This window comes from Pseudalkalibacillus sp. R45, assembly GCF_052246725.1.
GTDB lineage: Bacteria > Bacillota > Bacilli > Bacillales > Fictibacillaceae > Pseudalkalibacillus.
In genome coordinates this window covers 75929-95284 of record NZ_JBQQCL010000006.1, presented here as the reverse complement: position 1 = coordinate 95284, position 19356 = coordinate 75929, and the positions used below count along the sequence as shown (strand labels likewise).

20 protein-coding genes, 1 pseudogene and 1 riboswitch are annotated in these 19356 nt (G+C 41.2%); of the genes and pseudogenes, 5 read left to right on the top strand and 16 right to left on the bottom strand.

Annotation, left to right across the window (positions count from 1 at the left end; genetic code table 11):
• Positions 1-6: 6 nt before the first annotated feature.
• On the bottom strand, positions 7-879 hold the full coding sequence (locus ACTWQL_RS12435; RefSeq protein WP_443142760.1) for a 5'-methylthioadenosine/S-adenosylhomocysteine nucleosidase: 873 nt from the start codon (positions 877-879) through the stop codon (positions 7-9).
• Between the two features lie 246 nt (positions 880-1125).
• Positions 1126-1229, bottom strand: a riboswitch (purine riboswitch).
• A gap of 330 nt (positions 1230-1559) precedes the next feature.
• Between ACTWQL_RS12435 and ACTWQL_RS12430 the strand changes: the two genes are divergently transcribed.
• The 3 genes and pseudogenes from ACTWQL_RS12430 (at position 1560) to ACTWQL_RS12420 (ending at position 4273) form a co-directional block, all read left to right on the top strand.
• Positions 1560-3236 (top strand): NucA/NucB deoxyribonuclease domain-containing protein, encoded by a 1677-nt coding sequence (locus ACTWQL_RS12430; RefSeq protein WP_443142759.1) that lies wholly within the window; start codon positions 1560-1562, stop codon positions 3234-3236.
• A 245-nt stretch (positions 3237-3481) separates the two neighbouring features.
• Positions 3482-3698 (top strand): annotated as a pseudogene (locus ACTWQL_RS12425) (ArsR/SmtB family transcription factor); the annotation flags it as partial.
• 65 nt (positions 3699-3763) lie between these two features.
• Entirely contained in the window at positions 3764-4273 is a 510-nt protein-coding gene (locus tag ACTWQL_RS12420) for an SRPBCC family protein (protein WP_443142758.1), read from the top strand.
• A gap of 311 nt (positions 4274-4584) precedes the next feature.
• Here ACTWQL_RS12420 and ACTWQL_RS12415 read toward each other — a convergent pair whose 3' ends face one another.
• The 3 genes from ACTWQL_RS12415 to tnpB all read right to left on the bottom strand — a co-directional run bounded on the left by ACTWQL_RS12415 (position 4585) and on the right by tnpB (position 7113).
• Positions 4585-5172 (bottom strand): YdeI/OmpD-associated family protein, encoded by a 588-nt coding sequence (locus ACTWQL_RS12415; RefSeq protein WP_443142757.1) that lies wholly within the window; start codon positions 5170-5172, stop codon positions 4585-4587.
• Positions 5173-5262: 90 nt separating this feature from the next.
• A complete protein-coding gene (locus ACTWQL_RS12410; RefSeq protein WP_443142756.1) occupies positions 5263-5817 on the bottom strand; it encodes a GNAT family N-acetyltransferase in 555 nt (184 codons plus the stop codon).
• A 177-nt stretch (positions 5818-5994) separates the two neighbouring features.
• Positions 5995-7113, bottom strand: coding sequence for an IS200/IS605 family element RNA-guided endonuclease TnpB (tnpB, locus tag ACTWQL_RS12405; protein ID WP_443142755.1), 1119 nt, complete (start codon positions 7111-7113; stop codon positions 5995-5997).
• Between the two features lie 360 nt (positions 7114-7473).
• Here tnpB and ACTWQL_RS12400 point away from each other — a divergent pair, with 360 nt between their 5' ends.
• Positions 7474-8376 (top strand): DUF2935 domain-containing protein, encoded by a 903-nt coding sequence (locus ACTWQL_RS12400; RefSeq protein ID WP_443142754.1) that lies wholly within the window; start codon positions 7474-7476, stop codon positions 8374-8376.
• 204 nt (positions 8377-8580) lie between these two features.
• Positions 8581-8967: a YmaF family protein gene (locus tag ACTWQL_RS12395; protein WP_443142753.1), complete on the top strand. Its 387-nt coding sequence runs from the start codon at positions 8581-8583 to the stop codon at positions 8965-8967.
• Positions 8968-9016: 49 nt separating this feature from the next.
• Here ACTWQL_RS12395 and ACTWQL_RS12390 read toward each other — a convergent pair whose 3' ends face one another.
• From ACTWQL_RS12390 to ACTWQL_RS12335, 12 genes are all read right to left on the bottom strand, one after another.
• Entirely contained in the window at positions 9017-9184 is a 168-nt protein-coding gene (locus tag ACTWQL_RS12390; protein ID WP_221563253.1) for a YfhE family protein, read from the bottom strand.
• A gap of 141 nt (positions 9185-9325) precedes the next feature.
• Complete coding sequence (locus ACTWQL_RS12385) at positions 9326-10072, bottom strand: SIS domain-containing protein (protein WP_443142752.1); 747 nt, start codon at positions 10070-10072, stop codon at positions 9326-9328.
• 98 nt (positions 10073-10170) lie between these two features.
• On the bottom strand, positions 10171-10896 hold the full coding sequence (locus ACTWQL_RS12380) for a creatininase family protein (protein WP_443142891.1): 726 nt from the start codon (positions 10894-10896) through the stop codon (positions 10171-10173).
• Between the two features lie 16 nt (positions 10897-10912).
• Positions 10913-11905 (bottom strand): phosphotriesterase family protein, encoded by a 993-nt coding sequence (locus tag ACTWQL_RS12375; RefSeq protein WP_443142751.1) that lies wholly within the window; start codon positions 11903-11905, stop codon positions 10913-10915.
• Positions 11906-11988: 83 nt separating this feature from the next.
• On the bottom strand, positions 11989-13284 hold the full coding sequence (locus ACTWQL_RS12370; protein ID WP_443142750.1) for a PTS ascorbate transporter subunit IIC: 1296 nt from the start codon (positions 13282-13284) through the stop codon (positions 11989-11991).
• Between the two features lie 23 nt (positions 13285-13307).
• Positions 13308-13574: a PTS sugar transporter subunit IIB gene (locus ACTWQL_RS12365; RefSeq protein ID WP_443142749.1), complete on the bottom strand. Its 267-nt coding sequence runs from the start codon at positions 13572-13574 to the stop codon at positions 13308-13310.
• The gene (locus ACTWQL_RS12360) at positions 13571-14014 is read right to left on the bottom strand and encodes a PTS sugar transporter subunit IIA (RefSeq protein WP_443142748.1); all 444 of its coding nucleotides are present in this window, start codon (positions 14012-14014) and stop codon (positions 13571-13573) included. The genes ACTWQL_RS12365 and ACTWQL_RS12360 overlap by 4 nt, the downstream gene beginning before the upstream one ends.
• Positions 14015-14110: 96 nt before the next feature.
• Positions 14111-16219: a BglG family transcription antiterminator gene (locus ACTWQL_RS12355; RefSeq protein ID WP_443142747.1), complete on the bottom strand. Its 2109-nt coding sequence runs from the start codon at positions 16217-16219 to the stop codon at positions 14111-14113.
• A gap of 685 nt (positions 16220-16904) precedes the next feature.
• Complete coding sequence (locus tag ACTWQL_RS12350) at positions 16905-17345, bottom strand: SgcJ/EcaC family oxidoreductase (protein WP_443142890.1); 441 nt, start codon at positions 17343-17345, stop codon at positions 16905-16907.
• A 53-nt stretch (positions 17346-17398) separates the two neighbouring features.
• Positions 17399-17890: a DinB family protein gene (locus tag ACTWQL_RS12345; protein ID WP_443142746.1), complete on the bottom strand. Its 492-nt coding sequence runs from the start codon at positions 17888-17890 to the stop codon at positions 17399-17401.
• Between the two features lie 184 nt (positions 17891-18074).
• Positions 18075-18455 carry an adenosylmethionine decarboxylase gene (gene speD / locus ACTWQL_RS12340; RefSeq protein WP_443142745.1) on the bottom strand — a complete coding sequence of 127 codons (381 nt, stop codon included), beginning with the start codon at positions 18453-18455 and terminating at the stop codon, positions 18075-18077.
• Positions 18456-19328 (bottom strand): class I SAM-dependent methyltransferase, encoded by an 873-nt coding sequence (locus ACTWQL_RS12335; RefSeq protein WP_443142744.1) that lies wholly within the window; start codon positions 19326-19328, stop codon positions 18456-18458.
• Between the last annotated feature and the right edge of the window lie 28 nt (positions 19329-19356).

The window sequence follows — 19356 nt, the reverse complement described above, 5'->3', positions numbered from 1 at the left end:
ACGATTTTATCGGTCTTCGAGCTTAGATATATACTCTTTCACAACTTCATACACATATTCCTGGTTGGCGGCTGCCGTATCTGGGTTATATTCCCCGTCATTCGTCTTATTGTTGGAGAGGATACGGATTCCGAGGAACGGCACATCATACGCTTTTGCAATTTGTGCTGCTGCTGCGCCTTCCATCTCTTCAACTGACGTCCCATACTTCTCGTGGAACCAGTTGATTCGATCGACTTCATTATTCCAGACATCCGCAGAACCGATCGTCCCTTCGACAACCTTACCTTTTTTATACGTATCCTTTACAGAACTGGCTGCTGCGAGCAAATCTTCATCGCCTTTGTAGTATCGGATTTTCTCGGCATTCGGGTCTTCCCCTGCACTGCCTTCTGAAGCCATCAAGTCCATCGGCTTCCATTTCGTAGGCTCGATCCCTTGCCCTTCATCTCTGTCACCCGTTTTCAACGAGCCGAGGTTGGTCGTTCTTTTTCCTAAAACAATGTCAAAAACCTCAAGCTCAGGGTCATGTCCGCCTGATGTCCCTTGATTGATGATTGCTGCCGGATTGTACTTTTCAATTGCCACAGCGGTAGCTGCCGCCGTATTCTCCATGCCCTTTCCAGTCTTCGCGACAATCACTGGATAACCATCAACAGTCCCTTTGTAAAAGACGAACGTGCCTGATTTTTCTTCTTCCACATTTTCAAGCCTATCCGCAAATTTTTCCGCTTCAATCGGCATTGGCCCTTCGATCAGGATCGGCTGTTGGGCTGTTTCCTTTTCGCCTGAGTCAGAACCTGAAGCAGTACTGCACCCCGCGAGTACAACCAATAACAGTCCCGAAATGATTGTAAGTTTTCCAATAAAGTTTTTCATGATGATTCCTCTCCTTCTTCTGATCGTTCGTAGTTGTGGCATTCTCGTCCATAAGAAAACTTGGCAAAGCCATGCTTTAGCACGGGCTGAGCCTTAGTTGCCCTTATATTGAAGAAAGTATTTAGACTTTCTTTAAATGTAGAAAAAGGCCTAGAAAAGTAGAATTCTACCTTCTAGACCAATCAAGTCAAAGTATGGATTAACCTCACAAGCTATCACGGAAAAAAGCATAAAAAAAATGCGAGACAGCCTGATACTTTAACTCGTAGTCCGATTCTTGCATTGGGAACCTGGTAGAAACACTCGGACCATATCACCGAGCATATACGAGAAATGCTATATAAGATTTCTATGCAAATATAGCAAACTCACAATCAAATATCAACGGAAAACCTGAACTTTAATCCGAAAATGACACAAGAATGTTCGTGTTTACCAGAAAACAGGTCCATTGTCCCTTCAACAATGCTAAAGTCTCGGGTACAAGGAATCGACACCCTCTTCCTATTTAAATTGTAGATTGTAAAAAAATGTAGGTTGATAGAATGATTTAGCTTGGAATGTATTGTAAAATGATTTTCCGTATAGTACCCTGACTTCGATTTAAATCACACCGCTTCATAAGTGGACTAGTTCATTGGTGGTATAACAGCTGTTATCAAAAATCAGGAGGAATCATGATGTCCAGGTTACAAAAGCAACTCTTTTCATCCATCCTCACCCTGTTTTTGGCCATAGGGATCATTGCCCCAAACCAGACACAAGCGAGTTCTGACGGCGGAGGCTATTGGCTTCCGGAAGACAAGGTTGAAAAAGCATCGGAACTCATGAAGGAAGGTAAATCCATAGGGGATCTCGGAATCAAGCAAGATCAGATCCAGCAAGAAGATGGTTTTCAGACGTTAGACAAACTGGAGAAAGCAGACCAACAAAGTCAATCAACCTACAGAGCAAACTTGTCCCCTCCGATCAAGACAGCAGTCGGATGGACACCTCCGGAATTCGACTATGATCATATCCAGACGGTAGAAGAATGCCGCCAAAGTCCAGACAGCGGTTCTCAAACCGGATATATCAAAAACCGCTATTCTTTCTGTTGGTCCCACGTAGCGACCTATGAAATAATCGATTGTAGAGGTTGGATCTGTAATACCGAAGCAGTCCAATTCCAATTTACCGAGATTGGATATGGTTCCAATCAAAGCCGGAAGATGAGGGTCTTTTATACGATTGATGACATCCTTGTCACACACCCTTCGTTGAACGGAGCCAAACTGAAAATCGATATAGTATGTGAATCGAAACTGAACCCAGGGGACTGTCGAGAAGATCCTGATTTCCCAGCAACCGAGCGAACGATCGCCCAATGGAAAAACACGAACTTCAGCCTAGAAATGTTCACCTCGGAAGCACCACCAGCAACAGATGCCAATCCTGACCGACTTGGATACATGGATTTCTGGCCAGAACTCACCCTTACACACGCACCAAACAAGTTCAAAAAAACGATTGATGGCATTAAACAGACCGTCCGTTATGACTCTGCAAGATACATGTTCGCGTTCCCTGATCAATATTTCCGCCAAGGTGCCGTATTCAGCAAGGCTACACCTATTTTGGATGTTCCGATCACAAAACCAGAATTCGAAATGTTAGATGAAGCCGGGGAGCATTGGAAATTCGCGATGGATCATCCGGAACAGACAGTACCACAAATCCCTGGTAAACAGATACCAGGAGCAGTGGGAGAAAGTACGCTGAGACGGATGTATACGAAACGCCATCAAGACGATTATAACCGTAATCGGAATAAGACAAGAAGGGTATGTGCTCGTGAATTTGGCGATGAAGACAATACGGGCAAGCAATGCGACGAATATCCGTTTGCTTCCACTTGGCAAGGTTCCGCCACAAACGGTGCAGACGATTTTTCTGTGAGGATGATTTCGGCAGACTCCAATCAAGCTGCAGGTACATGGCTCGGAGCCTGGTACGCATATGATCGTATTCTGGATGGAGATGAGTTTCACGTGGAGGTCGAAGCACCGGAAAAAATAGCGACGATCCGATCGGAAGGCCAGCCTCAGGACGGACAAGACAACCGATCAAGTGATAACTTCACAATCGATAACATTCCTCCATACGCGACCAAGTTACAGTGGAAAATCGTCGATGGGCCTAAGGATGCCAAATTCGATGTCATGAAAGACATCAGCTTTGGCGTAGACGAAACAATCTTCTACGACCTTACAGATGGATCCGAATCAGAAATTGAAACGAGCGAAGATTTCTACATCGCCAGACCGGAAAACACCGGAGGAGAAAGCTTTACAGTCGAGGTCTATGCCATCCCATAAGGATTGCGTTATCCAATTCAATACAAAAAGAGATTGAAGTCCCGATATCTAACGATTCCAGTCGTACCATGCACATATGTAAACGCATGTGATTTTCATGTCCTAAATCACATGCGTTTTTTCTTGGAGCATTTAAGCCTAATTATTATTAAATAAATGGATAATTCCTTTACAGGAATATTCCTATAATGGTATATTACAAACATGGATTAATAAAATTAAAAAGGTAGGTGTTTGTATGGAAAATGAAAACTAGAATCTTAAGCGCTCTTGCCGAGTCCAGTAGGTTGAAGATTGTTGATTTACTACGCGAGGAACGCTAACAAAATTACGGATCGACTGCACATGCGCCAACCTCAGGCGTCCAAACATCTCCGTGTATTACATGAAGTCGGAGTGGTAGAGTTTAACGCAAAAGCGAATCGTCGCATCTACAAACTGAGGCCAGAGCCCTTCAAGGCTTAGACTTATGACTTAAAGTATATCGTGATATTTTGGAAAAAACTAAAATTATTGGGGGAAATACAATGTCAACTCAAGTCAAAATCACTCATACTTTCAATGCTCCACGTGAACTTGTGTTTAAAGCTTTCACAGAATCAGAACATTTACAGAACTGGTGGGGGCCAAAAGGATGGACGTTTAATGTTTCTGAATCAGATTTCCGCGCGGGTGGTGTGTTTCATTACAGCCAGAAACCTGCTGAAGGTGATGCAATGTGGGTTAAATTTGTATACAGTGAAATTATTGAACCAGAGAAAATCGTTTACACCAGTTACTTTTCTGATGAGGAAGGTAACATTGTACGTGCACCCTTTGACGCAAATTGGCCTTTGGAAACCATGAATACTATGACGTTCATCGAGGACGAGGGAAAAACAACTGTTACAGCGATTGTGACTCCTGTATCAGCAACCGAAGAGGAACTTAAAACCTTTGGAGAATCACAAGATATGGTTCACGAAGGATTTTCAGGCACCTTCAATCAATTAGAAGATTATTTGTCAAAGGAATCAGAATCAGCAGAACTGCGGTAAGCAAATGGTGAACCACCTACCACAAACGGACGCAATTCAAGAAAATCGGATTGCGTCCATTGTTCCGTTAAAGGGGGCCGCCCGACAAGTTCTGTTTTAAGTGTTCAGATGCATGAAATACAGAGGATTATGGTGAATGATCTCAACTTTACAACGGAGGATGGGGTTAACGACTCTTCCACCTGTGTAAATTCTCCGTTTTTTTGCATTCAAAACAGAACCCACTTGAAATTAAGCTCTTTTTGCATAGGTTTCTAACGCATTCTTGGGAACACCCCTTCTTATTCAAAATGGCACATAAGGAAAACACACTAATCATTTAATCCTTTTCCATCGAGGATTTGCTTCATATATTTTTCAACCCTCGACGCTCGAGTTTTGGATTGTTTGGCTTTAGAAAAATAAAGAATGTATGCTCTTTGCCGTCCAGGCGTCAATCTTTCAAAAGCAGTTTTCAAATCAGGGATTTCATCGAATTTATTTTGAAGTTCTTCAGGAATGTTGAATTCTGTATTCTTTTTCACTTCCAAACCGGCTTTTTCAACTTCAATGGCTTCATGAATATAAGCTTTCAAAATCGTTTCCATTTCAACGATCTCTTGGACATTAGTGAATCGAATCTGGCGCGCAGCCTGTACATTTTCCGTTTGTTGGACCAGAATCCCATGGGCATCCTTCAACAAGGCACCTTTGTGAAAGAGAAGTGCACAATAATCTTTAAAGCCATGTATTAAAACGATGTTTTTATCCTCATGCATGTAACAAGGATGCATCCACTTAATATCTTCGTCCAGTCCACATTCAAGAACGATCTCTCTCAACGTCTCAAATTCTTCTTTCCACTGTTTTGTTTTCTTTAAAAATCCATCAACCTTACGACTCTTTTTACTAGTTGTCATCAAAGCACACCTCTTTTTAATTTTTCGTATAGCTGACAGTCAAAAAATGAGGCTGACCTTGTCTCAAGATAAGCCTCATTGCTGGTAGTGTTATTCATATTGGAATTCGTCTTTTAATAAGCCCATCACGATGGTGTCATAATAGTTCCCATCGATAAAGGCATCCTTCCTAAGTCGTCCTTCCACGACAAAACCGCATTTTTCGTAAGAGCGTATAGCTTGTGCGTTTCCACTCCAGGTATCGAGCTGTACACGGTTCAAATTCATTGACTGAAACAAATAATGAATAAGTGTTTTCATCGCATCTGTTCCATAACCCTGACCCCAGTAGTCTTTGGCTCCGATTCCAATCCCTACCGTACATCGTCTTGAAACAATATTCAGATCCCGGTACCCGATCAAACCAATATGTGTCGGATTGTCTCCAATTGTATAAATGGAGAATTCTCCATCCTGACGTTTATCTAATTTCTTAACCGCTTTCTCATAATCGTCTTCGATTTTTTCCATAGGTACATGACTATGGCGAAAGAAACCACTTCCTGCTTCCAATTTTGCGGTTTCTTCATCGTTCCGCCATTCATACGTTCTTTTAAAATCTTCTAGCGACACAGGTCGCAATTCTACTTTCAACCCAGTGATCATAGGTGTGATCCCATCCTTTGTATTGGTTTTTAGCTGGTCTGAAGGAACGAGAGATAGAGTGACTACGACGAACCATCAGCACCACACCCTTTTCTTGAACTACCCGCCACTTAGCACTCTTGCGAGTGGCTTGAAGTGGGGATTCCTAAGAACACCAGCGTAACCGCCGGTTATGGATTAGGCGATCCCCGCAGTTCCTGCGGTTAATCGTAAGGCTTCCTTACGAAGATTCCTACTTGCGTTAAGATCTCGATCATGATGCGTCGTGCATTTTGGGCAGTCCCACTCACGTAATGCAAGATTCTTAACGTCTTTATGCCGGTAGTCACAATGGGAACATAGTTGACTGGAAGGAAACGTCTTGGATACCACCACGATCTTTTTCCCGTACCACTTTGCTTTGTATTCAAGCATGGAACGGAAGGTTGACCAACTCACTTCACTTATGGCTTTGGCGAGGTTGTGGTTCTTAAGCATATGGGACACCTGCAAATCTTCCATACCAATAAGGTCGTGGTTTTTGACAATATGGGTAGAGATTTTATGCAAGTAATCGTTTCGTGCATTTGCAATTTTCTCGTGCATTCGGTCAATTTTAATCCGTTGCTTATGCCAATTCGAAGAGCCTTTTTGACGTCTGGACAGGACTTGTTGGGCTTTCACCAGTTTCTTTTCTAAGGTTCGAAAAAACGCAGGGTTCTTATACACCGTTCCGTCTGACAATATGGCAAAGTCCTTTAGTCCGACATCAATCCCCACTGACGAGTTGGTTTTAGACCCATCACCTACTTCTGTTTCAACCAGAATGGACACAAAATAGTTACCACTTCGGTTTCGTCTGATTGTGGCATTGAGGATCCGTCCTTTAACCTCACGACTCTTTGCCAATTTGACGAGGCCCAGTTTGGGCAATTTGATTTTGTTTCCAACAATCGAAATATTTCCGTTTGTATATTTGGTGGTATAGGATTGGACCTTATTCTTTTTAGACTTGAATCGAGGAGGGGTGTTTTGTTTCTTGAAGAATCGTGAAAAGGAATCCGCAAGGTTCCTCAATGAAGATTGAAGGGCAATACTGTCTACGTCGTTCAGCCAAAGGAATTCCTTTTTCAGTTGCGTTAATTGCTTCGAACAAGTCGGATAGGTCAATCCTTTTCCTTTTTCTTGGTAGGTGGTGTTCCATCGTGCTAAAAAGTGATTAAATACAAATCGACTGCAGCCGATTGTCTTCGCAATTCGAATTTCTTGTTCTTTGGTTGGATAGAGTCGAAATTTATAGGCTCTATGAACCAACATGGATTCCACCTCCTGAAAACGAACGTTTGTTCCTATTATATCATAAGATTTCTTTTTAGGGATGAAAAAAGGAACAATTCCAAAAAAATGAGACAAATCATAAGTCGGACAATTGAGATGGTAAGATCCATCCCTTGTCCGAAGGCGATTCATCCCCACCCTACTCATTGGGCTATGCCCTTCCCATTCCTTGAGGATGGGGTCTTCTCGCCTGCTTGATAAAATTTGGAACGATGTATATCTTCTGTATAAACTTTTGATTTCCTTCTCATAATTCTTCGATAAAATCTTTTCGTTCTAAAATAATTTCGGCGTAACTAAACTAAAATAGCGATTCTTTTATGAGAGGAGGGAATTATGATGAATAATAATCAACCAACCCCAGGGCACTTTTATTTGGATCCTAAAAACCCTATGCTTACCCCACCTGAAAAGCAAGCAGCACAACCTGAAGCGATAACGGAGAGGACATTCATCGAAAGGTCGTTAGCCGAAAATAGGTTTTGGCTCCGAATAATGAAGGAACATGCACTCTTCTTAGGAGAAGGCTTCAATCGGAAAGATAAGAACTTGATTCAGCAAACAGATCGATTTTTCCAATATTTCGAGCAACTAGAGAAACGGGCACTTCAAGCACCTACATCTGTTCAGGCAGTTAGAAAATTGAATGAAGACAGCATACAACTGGTCTATGGATTCCGGAACTTCAAAAGGAATCTCTTGATCCTGATTGTCAACTGTAAAATCGCAGGTTTCAATTTTCCGCTCTTGGTCGATCATATCGCCAGGGAAGCAGAGTATTTTATGAGGACATTACAAAAGTTCAATCAAGGTGTTCTTGATCCTGTCCAGGATGCGATCATTAGTGAAAATGTGTTTTGGTTACGGATCATGATGGAGCACTCCCGTTTCATCTCGGCTTTACTCGATCAATCGGAACGTAATCTTGTAAACACTGCCCGAAAATTTGGAGATGACTTTGAAGTGCTTTTAAATCAGGCAAGAGATGTTGAATCGATGTTATACAATAAAAAACCGACCTATCCGATCATTACCAGGATGAACCAGGAAAGCGAAAGTGCAACAGAAGAGTTACGAGATTTTAAAAAGGCTGGATTAGAATTGATAAAAACATGCCAAATCAGGAATGTAATCAATCCGCTACTTGCAGATCACGTTGTACGTGAAGCAGAACACTTCCTTTACATGATCCATGTTTTAGAAGACAGATTAACGACAAAAATAAATCAGGAAAAAGGATGATCCGACGATTTCGCAGAAACACTTAACCCAATATCCTAAAAACCTTGAATTTAGCCGAAATCGGTTGAATTCAGGTTTTTTTATGTAGCAGCAGGTTTGTTGTAAGCTGAAAGATTAAGATAATAACCTTATTCAGATTTAAAGGAAAGTTTATCCGGATTGTTTCATACAATTAGTGCAATTGATCAATAGGGGGAATTACCATTGAGAAAGATACCTGTATCGGGGTTTGTTTATGAAGATGATGAAAATCACTCCGGATCAGAACATTCGCATACTTTGTATATAACACACTGGGATGGTAGATCTGTCCATATTCACGAGTTTGAAGGCGTGACATCTTTTAACGTTGGACACCGTCATGGATATGAAGGAACAACAGAGCCTGCTCCTAGTGGTGAACAACATACCCATCGGTTTCATACCATTACAACCTTTGATGATGGGCATCAACATGAAATGATAGGTGTCACCGGACCGGCTATTCCCGTTCCTGAAGGCGGGCATATCCATGAGTTTGAGGGTGAGACTACGGTAGATGGAATGCCACCACATGAACATTCCTATAGTGGCAGGACGAGTGCCGAATGATAGACCCCATATTAAAAGCAGCCTTTGCAAAGGCTGCTTCAAATTATCATTATTGTTTTAAATCAGGATTTTCACGTTTTGCTTCTTTTACCTTAGGTTTGCGATAACCGCCAGCAATGTCCGCTTGTTTAAATTCTTTCGCATATTGGACTTCTTGCGCGTCTGATAGTTGGATCCCATCTCCTCGGATAGGCTGATACTGAGCTTTACGTCCCATAGTGCTCATCCTTTCTGTTGGAATTGGGTTACATGCATGTTTTACCCGTCGTAAAAAGGTGTTAAACATATGAATAATTACACCGATTGTTTTGTTTATTAATTTAGTAAAATTTCTTCTTGCCCAGTGGATTTAGATAATTTACACCGCACTTAACGAAAATAATGGAATTCGTTTTTGATAATGTTGAATTAATTTCCGGTTATGCTCATCAGCCCCCTCAATGTTCCCGCTTAAAAATATGGGAGGATCCAACTTTTTGTCTGCCAACGATTTGATAGTCTTGGCGAATATTGCATTCAGTATTACAGCACCACTCACTGTAGAGGTTGGGGCAAAAGGAACTGGAACTTTATCATATTCTAGGACCGCATCACCTTTGACTGACTTATTATCGATCACAAGATCAACCGAGTTATATAAATGCTTGCCACTTTTATGGCGAGAAGGTTGACTTTGGGAATACTCAATAGAGGTGATTCCGATAACGTAAGCACCTTTTTGTTTCGCATAGTAAGCTACATCAACTGGAACTGGATTGCGACCTGAGGTTGAAATGACAAAAACCACATCGTTAGGCTGTATATCCTGTTCTTTCAAAAAAGTATCAGCATAGTCATTTTTTCTTTCTAATTGTGAGGATCGAAGTGCTCCTTCATGGATCATAAGCGGTTCATGAAGAATCGGTTTGATTGGGACTAATCCTCCGGCGCGATAGAACACTTCCTCTGTTAATATATGAGAATGCCCACATCCGAATAATTGGATGATCCCTCCGTTTTGAATACCTTCTGTGACTTTTTCAGCAGCTTCATTTAAGTTTTCTCGTTCTTCATTAAATAGAACTCTTAATTTCTGCTCAACTTTTTGAAAATAAGCCTCCAACATATTATCACTCCATTGCTTTCATTACGTTTTCACTTTACCTGGGATGGTTGTTCCTATCCTTTGACCACACAATAAATGTGATTTATTCGAGATCATTTCTAAGAATTTCTTATTTCTTGAATCAACTTAACCATATTTTCCACGGCAACTTCAATTACATGTTCGCCCTTATCTTTCGTGGCCAGTGTCGCATCTCCGAGCACTGCAGATTGGGTAAACTCCTCCCAAGGGGTCGGGGTCACATCTGCACTCATAGGGATGACAGGAATGTCACAGATTGCTTGCCCCATATTTACAAACTCTGGTGCCAAATAAAGCATAAAGGACGTTTCAATCTCACATGCATGAAAATAAGTACCGTGAGTAGAAGGAGTTTCCCTCACTTCTTCTACCGGCTTTTTCATTCCTGGATAAAATAAATAGAGAACCTTCAAATCGGGGTAATTTTCATAAAGTATCCTAGCTGCATCCTTTAATGCTACGGCATTACCCAAGTGACCATTGACCATCGCAAAAATTTCAAATCCTTGATGATAGAGACTCTCTCCAATATCAACCAGAAAGCTGCTCAACGATTGATTCGAAACACTAATGCTCCCAGGGAAGTTCTTCAAGCTCCAGACTTGTCCATAAGGTAGTGTAGGCAAAACAAAAGCATTCGTCTTTTTAGCAACCTTTTCACTCAACTTCTCTGCCAAAAAGTTGTCCGTCCCTAATGGCAAATGTGGACCATGAGCCTCCACTGCCCCGATTGGTAGAATCGCTATTTTCTTTTTTGAAATTTTTTCTTTTACTTCGAATGAATTCTCATGTTGAAAATGCAAAATAATCACCTCATGATTATGTCTTGAACGTAAAGCAACGTGCAGGATTATCCACAAAGATTTTTCGTATCAACGTTTCTCCATCAAAACCATATCTGTTCGCTTCATCAATAAAACGCGGCACCCACTTTGAAATGATATATTCAAAACCTAATCCATAATCATAATGCTTGAAATAGGTTTTACGAGCTGTATCGCCTGAAACCAGGATTTGATCTTCATAGCCCTTTTTAACCAGTTCTAATATACAATTGATTCTAGTCGACTCAGGTGCGTATTTGATTTTTGCAATTCCATCAAAACTTAAAAAGGCCCCTGTCCTTGCAATCTGTTCATGATAATAGGGATCAGGATTTCGATCCATGTGACCGATACTAAGAAAATTCAAATTGATGTCTTCAGATTTCAAAAAATCGATTTGTTCCAATGCCATTGTGCCAGCTTCTGTATGGGAATGGATCGGCGCTTTCGTAACATGATGAGCCCGAGCCACTGCCCGTAGGGTTTTTTCTTCTAAAGGAGTTATACGGTTATAACCTGTTCCAAATTTCACCTGACCAGCTTTAAATGGTGTACCCTCTAGCCCTTCTTCTACTTCCTTGACCACAAAATCAGTTAATTCTTCGATCGTTGCGTTTTCAATCCACTCAGTATACGTTTTATAATCTCCGACTATCGGTTTCAGCTCTTCTTTAATGTCTGCATCCCAAAGGAAACTTTTATTAAATCCTGCGGTTCCGACAATATGAATGTCCAATTCTTCAGAGATTTCTTTGACTGCCTTTACATCTCGTCCATAATCTACAGCTGTGGCATCAACGATCGAATTTCCGCCATGACTTTTAAAATCCTCGACGTCTTTCTTTGATTTTTGCTTATCATCCAGCAATAAGTCACCTTCCCCGCGTTGTTTCCAATAAGCAGGACGACAAACAATATGCTCATGGGAATAAGTAAAACCTAAATTCTTTGGCTTGATATCCCCACGTAATGTCCGGATAAAACTCATGACATTTCCTCCTCTATTTTTTGTTAAAAAAGGGCTGTCCCATAAGTGTCTAACACTCTCTTACGGGCAGTCCCTCCCTTACTTTAAAACAACAATTGCGCTAAGAACTTAATGATTGGACCCAGGATGAACATGTCAGAGTCTGCTGCCCACATTGCTGTATCTGGAATGGTACTTCCAATAAAGAAGGTGACCATCAAATATTGACCCCATGCTACAACAGTAGCTGTGATGAACCCGCCGAGTACCGCCCCGCGCACACCTCCAGTTGCGTTACCGAAAACCCCTGCAGTAGCTCCATGGAAAAATAACACGATCATGGTTGGAACGAAAATGTAGGCAACAGTATTTCCTATAACTAACAACCAAAGTAATGAACCAGCAAAAGCACCCAAAAATCCTAAAATCACAGCATTTGGAGCAAATGTAAATACGACTGGACAGTCAAGGGCCGGCTTTGAACCTGGAACTAACTTAGTGGCGATTCCATTGAATGCAGGTACGATTTCACCAATGAACATCTTTACACCCATCAATACGATGGCAATACCACCAGCAAATGTGAAGGATTGAATGATTGAATAGATGATAAAATCTTGATCTCCTGATTGAGCAATCAGTTTTTCTGCGCCTGGAGTCCCTTTGCCTGCAAGGATAGCAGCACCAACAAAAAACAAAATTCCCATCGTCAATGCAGTAATGACATTCGAATCACGCAGGAACTCCAAACCTTTTGGAAGCTTGATTTTCTCTGAATCATTGTCTTTATTTCCTAACACCTTACCTCCTAAAGCCGCAAGCAGCGCAACGGAAGCTGAGGTGTGCCCTAAAGCGATGTTGTCATTCCCCATGATTTTACGCATGAAGGGCTGGGTGATCGCAGGTTGAAGTGTCCAGTATAGACCCATGAAAATCGCCAGGAAGGCGACTAATTTACCAAATGGTACATCACCAACTGAATCGACTATGATCCCTGCAAATATCGTTGTTGTCCAAAACATCATATGACCTGTCAAATAGATGAATTTAAATCGGGTGAACCGTGCAAGTAACACATTTATAAGAAACCCTAAGAACATGGCTAACGTTACAGCACTTCCAAACTTAGCAGTGAATTTCTCCTGACCGAGAAAGTCGCCTAAATCTTCGGTTTTTAAGTTGAAAACTTCTTTCCACATTGGCTGGAATACATTCAACGCTTCAATAATGACAGCTGAACCAGCACCAATTATCAAAAATCCAATGATAGCCTTGAATGTTCCACTGAAGATCTGACTAATATTCTTCTTTTGTAATAATAAACCTAGTAATACAATGAATCCCAACATTATTGCAGGTGTACCGAAGACATTGGTAGCAATCCACTTAATCGCTTCCATGATTTACCCTCCTTAATAGATGGTCAACGGACATGGTTTTCAAGGGCTGATTTTATTTCATCTGAATCAAAAAAGTTGTTGACGATTATGACCTTTGCAGGATGTCCTTCCAACGATTGGGCAAGTTCATTACTTGTAATGATGAAATCAGCACTTTCACTTGATGCACTGGATACATCAGTATTTTCAACATCAGCTTGAATACCCATCTGTCCTAAGACTGTTTCGACATTCATTCTTAAAATCAAACTCGTCCCTTGTCCTAAACCACAAACACATAAAAACTTCATAACACGATACCTCCTAGTAAACTTTGTAAATCTTTTTTACTATTTAACCTTATTAAGCTTGAAACATTATCGGGATTCCCTAGAAGTTTCATCAATTTTTGCAATACAATCAAATGTTGATCGCTCGAAGTCGCACTTAACGCAAATACGAGTTGTACAGGATCGTTCGAAGCATGTCCGAAACTGATCGGCTTTTTTAATCGGATCAATGATACAGCCGATTCCTTCGCACCATCTTCTGGTCTAGCATGAGGCAATGCAATATTCGGAGCGAGGACAAAATATGGTCCATTCTTCTTGTACGAGTCCATCATTGCTTTTACATAACGCTCTTCAGCTATATCAGCCTCAACTAATAAATATCCCGCTTGTTTTATTGCTTCTTCAGGACTGGAAATATCGACATCCAGTCGTACTACTCTTTCATCTAAAAATCTCATTCTCATTCCCTCTTCCATAGGCGTAGGGTCAAGTTAATTAAAATGTCGTTCCAACTTGTTGGAAAGGTGGAAAAGCGATTAAATGCCGCAATCGCCTTAAGCATTGACATGTCGATCGATCAATTCCATCATGGTGGTGCTGTCTTCCGCTGAAATCAATCGTTCCACGTTTTCTTCATTTGATAAAAGCTCTGTCAATTGAGCCAGCGCTTTCAGATGCGTCTGGTTGTCGATCGCAGCAAGCACGATGATCAATTGCGCCTGATGCTTCGATTGTGAAGAGAAATAGACCGGTTCCTTCAATCGCAACAGGCTCATCCCCAGCCGTTCCACGCCTGCCTCGGGACGTGCGTGAGGAATCGCGATTCTCGGAGCGATGACAATGTAAGGTCCAAGCTCCTTTACATTTTCGATCATCGCTTCCACGTAATCTGCCCGGATCGACTCCAATTCGATGAGGGGTTTTGCCGCGACTCGGATCGATTCCTCCCAATCAGCAGCTCTGCCTTTCAACTGGATCGTTTTCTCTGTCAATAATTCATTGAGCATAGGTTTCCGTAGCTCCTTTGTGTGTGGTGACTTTGCTTTCAACAACTCCGATAATTTCCTTTTCAATTCCTCTCTTCCATAGACGGTTGCATACCGTTCCACAATTTCCAACACCTGATCTGGCAATTCCTTTCGTCTCGACTCTTGTCCGAAAAGCTCATTCATCCGATGGAACACGTATTCTTTTTCCGAGGTGGATAAGATGGCCGGTACATGGATGACTGGAATTCCCTTCGGCTTGATGAAATTCGTGGAGAAAATCACATCCACGTTGTAATCCTTCTTCCGGAACTCCCTCATAGAAAGCGTTTCGATCACCTCTAGTCCTGTAATCAGGTTTTCTAATTGCGCCTTCAACATATTGGATGTACCGATTCCATTTTCACATACGATGATTGCTTTAAATTTTGTCTCGACCTGCTTCTTTTCTTTCGATAGCCAACCGCCAAAGTGTAAAGTGATATAGGCGACTTCCTCATCAGGAATCGGTTGGCCGACATAATACTCGAGGTGAAGCATCACCCTTTTTGTCAAATGGAACAGGTCCTTATAGTTCTCCTGGATGCTTTCAGATAATTCGTTTCCGATCTTCACTCCGTACTTCAATCGGTAATAGGTCGGTTTTATATGGGAGATGAGATTCTTTTCAAGTCCTCTACGGTCATCAAAAATGACACACGCATACGTCTGGAAGTCGGAAATCATCCTGCTGACAACCTGTTGGAGACCGATCAGTTCACTTTCAGCATAACGACTGAAATCATCATGATGCACTTTCGACCCAAGGAGGTTCATCGTTATGAAACAAACTTCATCATCTGGAATCTCGACCTCCCGCATTTCCTCAAGCTTTTTCGTGATATGCAATGCGGCCTGGTAAGCCTCCGTCTGTTGGAGCACCCTCTTCTCTTCCGGGTCGACAGCGACAAATTGCCGTAGATGGATCCGTTTCAACATGATGAATATTTTGAGGGATAAGATCTCGACCATCTCATCCGTAAGGGTCAATCCTAGTTCTTTTTCCGCTTCATAAAGCAGCGTTTTGACGGATTCTTTCTTTCCTTGATCCTTTCCTTCATCGCCCAGCTGGATCATCCGCAGGATTTCATTGCGTACATTAACCAGTTCTTTATGTGAAAGGACTGTGGACAATACGTCTGACAGCATCCGTCTTTTGCGATCTTCTGGTCCATCCAATACATAACCGTATCCAGGTTTGTACTGGAGCCCAAGATCGTTCCGAGCGAGTTCCTCCTTGATCGACTTGAGTGTCTCAGCGACCGTTCCCCGGCTCATACCTGTAAGTGCCATGAAACGATCCATAGACGCATCTTGTTCTTCTAATAGAATCGTAGCTTTGATCAGCAATTCACGCTCTTGTTTGGACAATTGATAGTGCCAGCCAACATATCCCTCTTGATGATGGACCTGATCCACCTTAGTCCGTGTATTACCCGGCAAGTATAGACCTTTTCCTCTGATATTTTCGATCGGTTCCAAGTGTTGTTCTTCCAACCAGTGGTTGATCTGATGCAGGTCATAATAGATGGTGCGTTGTGAAACCCCCATCTTTTTGACCAATTCTTTTGTCGGAATGGGACTATTCGATTGTTGAATGATGGATAACAAGTGTGCACGCCTTCTATCCAATACCATGGGGATCCCCCTTATCTCTGAATCTCTCTTTGCAAAATTATACTCCAGTTATTCCGATGGCCATCATTTGTTTCTATAGTAACGCTTATACCAAGCTGTTGTAAGGGTTTTCAATGTGTAAATGTTGTAAATTCAAAGTTTGCAAAAATATACTCTGTTTGTACGAAAAAAAGACCATATTAGATTGCCTGCCTCTAACATGGTCCGTATGATAGCTACCTGTGGATTTTTTATGTGTCAACTTCTCAGTCGATCCCTTTCCTTTTTAAAAAGAAAAGTCCTATTCCATTTATCAATAATAACCTAGTTTAATAGTAACCTGGTACGAGACAAGTTTACAGTTTTTGCTTCTTCCCTGGTCCCAATAACGCCGGTTTATGGACAGGTCACCATTCTTTTCTTCTCCTCCTGTCCCAATAAAGCCCCGCAGGATACACTCCAAAAAAATGCGCCTCAAAAATATTTGTTTCCATAACAAAAACTACCACAGTGGTATGCATGCTGTGGTCTAGCCAAATTTCATCTTTCTCTTCTTAAAGAAAGCAGCCCCTAATATGGAGCTGCCTTGGTCTTTTATTCTCTTTTGCTTAATGCTTTCCTACCTACCTCGACGATTATGGGCATACCCTACCTTTCAAATACAAGGTCGGCAACCTCATTGTTCTGGTTGGGGCGCACAACTATTCTATAGCTGTGCTCGTAGTTCATCTGTCATTTGTTCTACTAATTCAGGTCTTCCATGAAATTGTGCTGGAGTATTTTGAAATAATTCTATATGCCACTTATGATTGTCATGAACAACAATAAGAGTGTGATGTGCATTAACTTCTGGCTTAATATCCGACCCACCGGGTGGTACCATACCCGCTATGGCTCTTAACATTGCCACACTTTCACCCAAGAAACGAATATCTTTTACCTTACTGACAAATTGTGCAGTAGGATGATCCCTGAAAACAGGACTTAAGTGGGAGAAAATTTCTTCAGGACCTTTAGAATGGCTTCCATCAAATCCTATGCTCTCCCCATTTTCACTAAACAAACTTGCCATTCGCTCAGCATCACGATTGTTCCATGCCTCAATAAGTTGTTCATAAACTTTTTCAACAAGTTCTTTACTTTCCATACTAGTATCGCTCAATGGAACTACCCCCTCTCTGGAAAAAACTTTTCAGATCCTCACCGTGTTATATAAGCATCCGTTTCAATGAGGTCCGTATCCGGCGGGATATACCCGAGGTGTCTGCCCATTTTTACGATTTGTCCTTTATGGTGAAACTCATGTGTGATCGTGTGTGTGAAAAGCCATAAGGTCGTGAATTCCGTCTTACTGTCTTTTTCAAAGGACACTTGAATGGTTTGGTCCCATTTTCCTTGAAATTCAGTCAGAAATTCACGAACAAGGTCATCCATTCCCCTAAAAACCTCACGCATTTCCTCGACGTTGTTGATGGACTCCGCATTTAATCTAGGAATTGATTTTCCAAGCGCACGTCTTCCCAACCATACCCGGTAACAATCGGCAACATGAGCATGCAAACTGCAAATCGAATCTCCTCCAAAGGTTTCAAGCTCTTTAACATAATCGGCGGGGGACAATGTTTCGCAATAACTGAATAAGGATTCCCTTGTTCGCTGGATCCAATCATACTGGGTTACGAATACTTCCATCTTCTCGCTCTCCTTTTTAAACCGAATTTAAAATCACTATTAAAGAAATTCTCTCCAACTGATAAAACTCCTACCAGGTGTTTCTTATACATCAAAAAACCTGAGTGGGCTTATGTCCAACTTCATGTAGCTTTTTACGAGTCAAATAAAAAAGCGACCTTTTCCAGACCACTTTTTCAATCTTTCATATAGGTGTTTTAACTGTTGATTCTTGTGTTTCCCTTTTCCCTCTAGGCAATTCTATCTTCCGAACTTCTTTCGCTTGTAAATGGTTGACAATAAAGTCTGCTGCAATGATTGGGTTTACTTCAGTGCCACACGTATAAATGTCTATACTTGCGTATCCGTGTTCCGGGAAACTATGTATGGTCAAGTGTGACTCTGAAATGATTACGACTCCGCTTACACCTTGTGGGGCAAACTTATGGAAACTAACCTCTCTGATTTCTGACCCTGCTTTTAATGCTGCTTCAACAAAAACATTTTCAATAAATGTCATATCGTCCAATCGTTCATTATTACAAAACCACAATTCCATTATTAAATGTCGCCCCACAGTATCCATTTAAATCCTCCCAAGTGAACTTTTTTCAAAAAATAACACTTCACCTTTTACATATTCATCATTTTTTGAAAATGTATCGAACATCCTGCACATCTTTTCTTGTAATAACTCCTTTACTTCACTTTCAAACGGTTGATTTTCTAATTCACACAGATATTCTTCACGTTGAACGATTAAATCAATTACTTCATTTTGAGTCGTTTTATTCTGCAATGTGGGCAGAGCATAAGATTTCTTCACCTGGAAACCGCACTTCTTATACAACTTGATATATTCCTCTAAATTGTAATCTAATATATCCGATTCAAGTACCTTGGATGCTTCTTTTACGATATGTTCAGGAGGTTCTTTCTCATAATAAAGACAAGTATCAATCACAATGCCATCTTCCTTCAACACTCTTCTCATTTCACAGAGTGCCTTGTCATGTCCCTCTGATAAAAAGGCGAGTGTTCCAGTAGTTGTAATGATAGAAAATGTTTCATCATCAAAAGGCAATGCTTTGATATCACAATCATAAAACTCAGCCTTACTGCTTATCTCTTTTGCAATTTTTTCTGCAATCTGGACCAGGTCCTTCCTGATATCAATACCTACCACTTTTGCTTGTGAATAGTATTCAATGAGAAATGAAGAATGACCAGTATTGGATCCAACATCAAGAATGCTATCTTGATCAGATACATGAATATGATCAAACAAATTTCTGATGGTCGTCCACCCACCAGGTGCCACATTCGGATCTCCGATATAGGCCGAAAACGCTAAATAATCCATTCCTTTTATATCATTCAAACCTTTTCTAGGAATCAGATAAGCTAATTTGTCATACGCATTATCGATAAAATCCTCTTCATTTATTAGTGATTGCATGAAATATCCTCCTATGTAGTAGTAGAGT